General features: G+C 70.4%; 8 protein-coding genes. 4 read left to right on the top strand and 4 right to left on the bottom strand.

The window, feature by feature from the left end:
- From zwf to VHD82_RS27995, 4 genes are all read left to right on the top strand, one after another.
- Positions 1 to 1,522: glucose-6-phosphate dehydrogenase (gene zwf, locus VHD82_RS28010; RefSeq protein WP_325710415.1), on the top strand; the 1,522-nt coding region annotated here is incomplete at its 5' end.
- Positions 1,519 to 2,490, top strand: coding sequence for a glucose-6-phosphate dehydrogenase assembly protein OpcA (opcA, locus tag VHD82_RS28005; protein WP_325710412.1), 972 nt, complete (start codon positions 1,519 to 1,521; stop codon positions 2,488 to 2,490). The genes zwf and opcA, both read left to right, overlap by 4 nt.
- Positions 2,487 to 3,266: a 6-phosphogluconolactonase gene (gene pgl, locus VHD82_RS28000; protein WP_325710409.1), complete on the top strand. Its 780-nt coding sequence runs from the start codon at positions 2,487 to 2,489 to the stop codon at positions 3,264 to 3,266. Before opcA ends, pgl begins: the two co-directional genes overlap by 4 nt.
- Positions 3,267 to 3,471: 205 nt before the next feature.
- Positions 3,472 to 4,668, top strand: coding sequence for a sensor histidine kinase (locus tag VHD82_RS27995; protein ID WP_325710406.1), 1,197 nt, complete (start codon positions 3,472 to 3,474; stop codon positions 4,666 to 4,668).
- 173 nt (positions 4,669 to 4,841) lie between these two features.
- Here the strand turns inward: VHD82_RS27995 and VHD82_RS27990 are convergent, their stop codons facing one another.
- The 4 genes from VHD82_RS27990 to VHD82_RS27975 all read right to left on the bottom strand — a co-directional run bounded on the left by VHD82_RS27990 (position 4,842) and on the right by VHD82_RS27975 (position 7,594).
- On the bottom strand, positions 4,842 to 5,183 hold the full coding sequence (locus VHD82_RS27990) for an RNA polymerase-binding protein RbpA (RefSeq protein ID WP_325710403.1): 342 nt from the start codon (positions 5,181 to 5,183) through the stop codon (positions 4,842 to 4,844).
- A gap of 52 nt (positions 5,184 to 5,235) precedes the next feature.
- On the bottom strand, positions 5,236 to 5,466 hold the full coding sequence (secG, locus tag VHD82_RS27985) for a preprotein translocase subunit SecG (protein WP_325710400.1): 231 nt from the start codon (positions 5,464 to 5,466) through the stop codon (positions 5,236 to 5,238).
- Between the two features lie 131 nt (positions 5,467 to 5,597).
- Positions 5,598 to 6,386: a triose-phosphate isomerase gene (gene tpiA, locus VHD82_RS27980; protein WP_325710397.1), complete on the bottom strand. Its 789-nt coding sequence runs from the start codon at positions 6,384 to 6,386 to the stop codon at positions 5,598 to 5,600.
- Positions 6,386 to 7,594: a phosphoglycerate kinase gene (locus VHD82_RS27975; protein ID WP_325710394.1), complete on the bottom strand. Its 1,209-nt coding sequence runs from the start codon at positions 7,592 to 7,594 to the stop codon at positions 6,386 to 6,388. Before VHD82_RS27975 ends, tpiA begins: the two co-directional genes overlap by 1 nt.
- Between the last annotated feature and the right edge of the window lie 3 nt (positions 7,595 to 7,597).

The raw sequence follows: 7,597 nt of genomic DNA, 5'->3' as shown, positions 1-7,597 counted from the left end.
CACGTGGCGCAATCCGCTGCGGGACGAGCGCGACAAGCGGCTGCCCAGGATCGCCGGGCCGTGCGGTCTGGTGATCTTCGGGGTGACCGGCGACCTGTCCCGCAAGAAGCTGATGCCGGCCATCTACGACCTGGCCAACCGGGGGCTGCTGCCGCCGGGCTTCGCGCTGACCGGGTTCGCCCGGCGGGACTGGGCCAACGAGGACTTCGGCGAGGTCGTGCACCAGGCGGTCAAGGACCACGCCCGCACGCCCTACCGGGCCGAGGTGTGGAACCAGCTCGCGGAGGGCTTCCGGTTCGTCCCCGGCGACTTCAGCGACGACCACGCGTTCAGCACCTTGCGGCGGACGATCGAGGAGCTCGACGAGGTGCGCGGCACCGGCGGCAACCACGCCTTCTACCTCGCGATCCCGCCCGGCTTCTTCGGCGACGTGGTGGGGCAGCTCAAGGAGCACGGCCTCGCGGAGCCCGCGCCCGGGTCGTGGCGCCGGGTCGTCGTCGAGAAGCCGTTCGGGCACGACGAGGAGTCGGCCCGCGAGCTCAACGCGACGTTGGCCGAGGTCTTCCCGAGCGGCTCGATCTTCCGGATCGACCACTACCTCGGCAAGGAGACGGTCCAGAACATCCTGGCCACCCGCTTCGCGAACGCGATGTTCGAGCCGATCTGGAACTCCAACTACGTCGACCACGTGCAGATCACGATGGCCGAGGACATCGGCCTCGGCGGCCGGGCCGGGTACTACGACGGCATCGGCGCGGCGCGGGACGTGATCCAGAACCACCTGCTGCAGCTGCTCGCCTTCACCGCGATGGAGGAGCCGCTGTCGTTCTCGCCGAACGCGCTGCGGGCCGAGAAGATCAAGGTCCTGCGGGCGATCAAGCCCGCGCAGCCGTTCGACGAGACCACCGCGCGCGGGCAGTACAGCGGCGGCTGGCAGGGCGGCAAGAAGGTGCCGGGGCTGTTGCAGGAGGCCGGGTTCGCCAAGGACTCGACCACCGAGACTTACGCGGCGGTGTCGCTGGAGGTGCAGAACCGCCGCTGGGCGGGGGTGCCGTTCTACCTGCGCACCGGCAAGCGGTTGGGCCGCCGGGTCACCGAGATCGCGGTGATGTTCAAGCGGGCGCCGCATCTGCCCTTCGACTACACCTCCACCGAGGAGCTGGGGCAGAACGCGTTCGTCATCCGGGTGCAGCCGGACGAGGGCGTCACGATGCGGTTCGGCTCCAAGGTGCCCGGCACCACGATGGAGGTCCGCGACGTCACGATGGACTTCGGGTACGGGCACGCATTCACCGAGTCCTCCCCCGAGGCCTACGAGCGGCTGATCCTGGACGTACTGCTGGGCGAGCCGTCGCTGTTCCCGGTCAACGAGGAGGTCGAGCTGTCCTGGGAGATCCTGGACCCGATCCTGGAGCACTGGGCCAAGCACGGCGCCCCGGAGCCGTATCCGCCGGGCAGCTGGGGCCCCGCCTCGGCGGATGAACTGCTGCAGCGTTCGGGCCGGAACTGGAGGCGCCCGTGATCATCGACCTGCCCTCGACCACCACTTCCCAGGTCAACCGGAAGCTGGTGGAACTGCGCGAGCGCGGTGGCGCGGTCGCGCTTGGCCGGGTGCTCACGCTGGTGATCGTCGACGACGACGGCGAGCACCTGGAGGAGCACATCGACGCGGCGAACGAGGCCAGCCGCGAGCACCCGTGCCGGGTGATCGTGATCGCCCGCGGTTCACGCACCGCGGCGGCCCGCATCGACGGCCAGATCCGGATCGGCGGGGACGCCGGCGCCAGCGAGGTGATCATCCTCCGGCTCTACGGACCCCTTGCCACGCAAGGACAAAGTGCCGTGGTGCCGTTGCTGCTGCCGGACGCGCCGATCGTCACGTGGTGGCCGAGCGCCGGGCCGAAGGACCCGGAGCGGGACCCGATCGGCGAGCTGGCCCAGCGTCGGATCACCGACTCCGCGGCGGAGCGCAACCCGGTCCGCGCGCTGCAGACGCGGCGGAAGAACTACACGCCCGGTGACACCGACCTGGCCTGGACCAGGCTGACGAACTGGCGCGCCCAGCTGGTCGCGGCGCTCGACCTGCCGCCGTACGAGGCGATCACGTCGGCAGTGGTCACCGGCGAGGCGGACTCCCCGTCCACCGAGCTGCTCGCGGGCTGGCTCGCCGAGTACCTCAAAGTCCCCGTGAAGCGGATCAAGACGGCGGCCGCGCAGGGCATCGTGTCGGTCCAGCTGGAGCGGCGCTCCGGGGTGATCGAACTGCACCGGCCGGACGGCAAGGTGGGCACGCTGACCCAGCCGGGCCAGCCCACCCGCCGGATAGCGCTGCACCGCCGCAGCACGAAGGACTGCCTCATCGAGGAGCTCCGCCGGCTCGACCCGGACGAGGTCTTCGAGGCCGCGCTGCACGGGCTGGACAAGCTCAGCGCGGGCAGCGGCAAACCCGCCGCGAAGGCCAGGAAGACGGCCAAGGCGAGCGCGTCATGAGCAATGCCGAGGTCGTGGTTTACGCCAACCCGAAGCTGCTGGCCGCGGCCGTCGCGGCCCGGCTGGTGACGCGGCTGGTGGACCTGCAGGCGGCCAAGGGTTCGGCCTCGCTGGTGCTCACCGGCGGCAGCACGGGCATCGCGGTGCTGGAGGAGTTGCGGGCCGCCCCGGCGAGGGACGCGGTCGACTGGTCGCGGCTCGACCTGTACTGGGGCGACGAGCGGTTCGTGCCCGCGGACGACGACGAGCGCAACGAGAAGCAGGCACGCGCGGCCCTGCTCGACCACGTGCCCGTCGATCCGAAGCGGGTGCACGCGATGGCGGCCTCGGACGGCGAGTTCGGCGACGACGTCGACGCGGCAGCGGCGGCGTACGCGCGGGTGCTGGCGGACAACGCGTTGCCGGAGGATCACGGCGACGTGCCGTCGTTCGACATCACGTTGCTGGGCCTCGGCGGTGAAGGGCACACCGCGTCGGTGTTCCCGGAGTCTCCGGCGGTGTACGAGACCGAGCGGTCGGTGGTGGCGGTGCGGAACTGCCCGAAGCCGCCGCCCACGCGCGTCTCACTGACGCTGCCGGCGATCCGCCGGTCGCACGACGTGTGGCTGCTGACCACCGGCGAGGCGAAGGCGGACGCGGTGGCGATGGCGCTTTCGGGCGCCGGTGAGGTGCAGTTGCCGGTCGCGGGTGCCCGTGGCCGGCGCCGCACCCTGTGGCTGCTGGACAAGACGGCGGCGTCGAAGCTGTCGCGCGTCTACCAGCCACCGACTGCCTGAGTTGTCACCGTCGAGTGGCCGGTTCTTCGTCCTGAGGGGCGGAAAACCGGCCACTTTGCGCAGCACCTTGTCGCCCGTGCGCGAAATTCACCGTCATCCGCCGATTCCCCGTTAGCATCCGCACATTTAACCGGTCGCACGCGTCCCGATCGGGTCTCTCGCGCATCTCACTGTCAAGTCCACAAGACGAGTGAGGGCCGATCGCATGAGCACAGAGGGACTTTCGATCGGGATCCCGGTCGGTGGCCAGGCAGGCACCACCGACCGGACACGCGGGCACACCGGTTCCCGGTGGCGGGTGCTGCTGAGACGGGAAGTCTGGGCACCGCTGGCCGTGGATTTCGCGGCCGTGCTACTGGCCGCGCTGGACGTGTGGCTGGTGATCCCGGACAAGGCGCCGCCGTACTCGATCTACCTGTCCGCGTTCGCCTGCCTCGCGCTGGTGGGCCGGCGCTGGCTGCCGTTCACCGTCGTGCTGGGCACCGTGCCCGGGTTCCTGACCGGCTGGTCACAACTGGCCGCGATGATCGCGCTGGGCATGCTGGCCACCCGCAAGCAGACGCACTGGCAGGTGTGGGTCGGCGCGGCGCTGGTCTGGGCCTGCCGGTTCATCCAGTGGCCGCTGTCCGACTTCGCGACGCTGAGCTGGCGCGAGCACGTCCTGGACGCGATCTACGGGGTGCTCGTGGCGGGCATGCCGATCGCGATCGGGCTGCTGATCGGTGCCAGGGCCCAGCTTTCGCAGAAACTCGTCGAGCTCGCCGCGAGCCGGGACCGCGAACGCAAGCTCCACGACGACGCCGTCCGGGCCGAGGAACGCGCCCGGCTGGCCAGGGAGATGCACGACGTCGTCTCCCACGACATCACCCTGATCGCGATGCAGGCGGGCGTCCTCGCCACCACCTCGGGCTCGGAAAGCGCGCAGGAGACGGCAAAAGTGATCCGCCAGCTGTCCACCCGCACGCTGGAGGAGCTGCGCTCGCTGGTGGGCGTGCTGCGTTCCGGCGCCGCGGACGACGGGCCGCAGCCGGGAATCGGTGAGCTGACCCAGCTCGTGCGGGGCTGCGAGGTGCCTGTCCAGCTGACCGTGGACAGCGTGCCGGAGCAGCTGCCGGTGAAGGTTTCCGCGGCGGCGTACCGGACCGTCCAGGAGTGCCTGACGAACGTGCGGAAACACGCCCCGGGGGCGGCCGCCACCGTGCTCATCCTCGGCGACGGGGACGCGCTGAACATCGAGGTGCGCAACGACAGCCCGAACGCGCCGGTGACCCCGCTGCCCTCGGGCGGGCACGGCCTCGCCGGGCTCGCCGAACGCGCCCGGCTGCTCGGCGGCAGCTTCGAGACCGCGCCGACCGACGACGGCGGCTTCCGTGTGCGGGCCAGCTATCCGGTGCGGGGGTAGACATGCCGAAGGGGCCGGGCGAGTACTTGCCCGACCCCTTTTTTCCGAAGCCGGCAACGAGTGTCGGAGCCGCCGGAACGGCCCGTCACTGCCCGGGATCTGCGGGGGCGGTTCCCGGGACACGGCAGCGGATCCGTGCACGCAGACCGTGAACGCGATCCGTGCCGCCGCGGTCAGATCTGGCGGCGCTGGCGGAGCCGCTCGAGCGCTTCGGCGAGGATGGCCTCCCCGTCGGCGTCGCTGCGACGCTCCTTCACGTACGCCAGGTGGGTCTTGTACGGCTCGGTCCGCGGCGCGGCGGGCGGGTTCTTCTCGTCCTGCCCGCCGGGCAGGCCACAACGGGGGCAGTCCCACTCTTCCGGGACCTCCGCGTCCATCGAGAACGAGGGACGGGATTCATGCCCGTTCGCACACCAGTAGGAAATCCGGCGGCGCGGTGCGGACTCGCCGCGTTCCGACTCGCCGGACGGACCGGCACCGACCCTGGTGCCTCGAATCGCGTTACCGCCAACCATGAATCCTCACAGTGTTATCGGCGGCGCACCCCCCATAGGCACGCCCGTGCTCTCAGACCTTCAGCAGCAGGCCGAGGCCCACGATGCTGATCAACCAGACGGCACCGAGCAAGAGGGTGATGCGGTCGAGGTTCTTCTCGGCCACGCTCGACCCGGCGAGACTCGACTGCATGCCGCCGCCGAACAACGAGGACAACCCGCCACCGCGCCCGCGGTGCAGCAATACCGCGATCACCAGCAGCGCGCTGGACGCGATCAACAGAATTTGCAGGAACAGCTTCATTTCATCCTCTGTGGTCTTCGGGTCGCCTACGACCTGCCGGGCGGGATGGGCCCGATCGTACGCGACCGCGAACGTTGTTCCCTGGTCGTGTGACGGTCTGAGGTTGACAGACTACTCGGCAGCACAGGGGCCTACGGCAGCGGACCCCCGGCCGCGAGCGCGCACAGTTTCGTGAACTCCTCGGCCTGGAGGCTGGCCCCGCCGACCAGCGCGCCGTCGATGTTGTCGGAGGCGACCAGCTCGGCGATGTTGCCCGACTTCACCGAACCGCCGTAGAGCACCCGCACCTCTTCGGCCACGTCGGCGCCGTACTTCTCCGCCAGCGCCGCGCGCAGCGCCTTGCACACCTCTTCGGCGTCGGCCTGGGTGGCGACGCGGCCGGTGCCGATGGCCCACACCGGCTCGTACGCGATGACCACCTTTTCCTTGACCTGCTCGGCCTTGAGCCCCTTGAGCCCGGCGACCAGCTGGCTGGTGCAGTGCTCGACGTGGCCGCCCGCCTCCCGCACCTCGAGCTGCTCGCCGACACACAGGATCGGGCTGATCCCGTGCTTGATCGCGGCGCGCACCTTCTTGTTGACCAGCTCGTCGTCCTCGCCGTGGTACTCACGCCGCTCGGAGTGGCCGACCGTCACGTAGCGGCAGCCGAGCTTGGCCAGCATCGCCCCCGACACGTCCCCGGTGTAGGCGCCGGAATCGTGCTGGGACAGGTCCTGCGCGCCGTGCGTCAGCAGCAGCTTGTCCCCGTCGATCAGCGTCTGCACGCTGCGGATGTCGGTGAACGGCGGGAGCACCGCCACGTCCACCTTGGCGAAGTACTTCTCCGGCAGCGAGAAGGCGATCTTCTGCACCAGCGCGATGGCCTCGAGGTGGTTGAGGTTCATCTTCCAGTTGCCGGCGATGAACGGCTTGCGCGCCATCAGGCACCCTCTCCCAGTACCGCGACCCCGGGCAGTTCCTTGCCCTCGAGGAATTCCAGCGACGCGCCGCCGCCGGTGGAGATGTGCGAGAACCCGTCCTCGGGCAGGCCGAGCAGCCGGACTGCGGCGGCCGAGTCTCCCCCGCCGACCACGCTGAACGCGGCCGAGTCCGCGATCGCCTGTGCCACGCCGCGGGTGCCCGCCGCGAACGGCGCCAGCTCGAATACGCCGGCCGGGCCGTTCCAGAACACCGTCCTGGCCGCGGCGACCTCGGCGGCGAACGCGTCCGTCGTGCGGGGGCCGATGTCCAGTCCCATCCAGCCGTCCGGGATGGCATCGGCGCCGACCGTTTCAGTGGCGGCGTCGGCGGCGAACTTGTCCGCCACCACGATGTCGACCGGGACCACGATCTTGTCGCCGTTGGCGTCGAGCAGCTTGCGTGCGGTCTCGACGAAGTCCTGTTCCAGCAAGGAGGAACCGACGCCATGGCCCTGTGCCGCGAGGAACGTGAACGCCATGCCGCCGCCGATCAGCAGCTTGTCCACCTTCGGCAGCAGGGCTTCGATCACCGCGAGCTTGTCCGACACCTTGGAGCCGCCGAGCACGACCACGTACGGCCGCTCGGGGTCACCGGTCAGCTTGCTCAGCACGTCGAGCTCGGCCAGCACCAGGCCGCCCGCGTACGCGGGCAGTGCGCGGGCCACGTCGTAGACCGAGGCCTGTTTGCGGTGCACCACGCCGAAACCGTCGGAGACGAACGCGCCGCCCTGCCCCGTCAGCGCGGCGAGCTCGGCGGCCAGTTCGGCGCGCTCGGTGTCGGACTTGCTGGTCTCGCGCGGGTCGAACCGCACGTTTTCCAGCAGCGCCACCGAGCCGTCGGCCAGCGCGCCGGTGACCGACTTGGCCTGTTCGCCCACGACGTCACCGGCGAGACAGACCTCGGCGCCCAGCAGCTCACCGAGCCGGCCGGCGACCGGGCTCAGCGAGTACTTGGCTTCGGGCGCGCCCTTCGGGCGGCCGAGGTGCGCCGCGACGATCACCTTCGCGCCGGCGTCGGCAAGGCGCTTGATGCTCGGCAGCGCCGCGCGCACCCGGCCGTCGTCGGTGATCGTGTTGCCATCGAGCGGCACGTTCAGGTCCGAGCGGACCAGCACGCGCCGCCCGGCGACGCCCTCGGTGAGCAGGTCTTCGAGAGTTTTGACTGCCATCTG

The organism is Amycolatopsis sp. (genome assembly GCF_035546795.1).
Classification (GTDB): Bacteria; Actinomycetota; Actinomycetes; order Mycobacteriales; family Pseudonocardiaceae; genus Amycolatopsis_E.
The sequence above is the reverse complement of the archived record's forward strand: the minus strand, read 5'-3'. Positions and strand labels throughout refer to the sequence as shown.

What these genes read in the sequence shown, in the direction of transcription:
- VHD82_RS27995 (WP_325710406.1), top strand. Translation starts at nt 3,472, where the DNA reads ATGAGCACAGAGGGACTTTCGATCGGGATCCCGGTCGGTGGCCAGGCA.
- pgl (WP_325710409.1), top strand. Translation starts at nt 2,487, where the DNA reads ATGAGCAATGCCGAGGTCGTGGTTTACGCCAACCCGAAGCTGCTGGCC.
- secG (WP_325710400.1), bottom strand. Translation starts at nt 5,466, where the DNA reads ATGAAGCTGTTCCTGCAAATTCTGTTGATCGCGTCCAGCGCGCTGCTG.
- VHD82_RS27975 (WP_325710394.1), bottom strand. Translation starts at nt 7,594, where the DNA reads ATGGCAGTCAAAACTCTCGAAGACCTGCTCACCGAGGGCGTCGCCGGG.
- tpiA (WP_325710397.1), bottom strand. Translation starts at nt 6,386, where the DNA reads ATGGCGCGCAAGCCGTTCATCGCCGGCAACTGGAAGATGAACCTCAAC.
- VHD82_RS27990 (WP_325710403.1), bottom strand. Translation starts at nt 5,183, where the DNA reads ATGGTTGGCGGTAACGCGATTCGAGGCACCAGGGTCGGTGCCGGTCCG.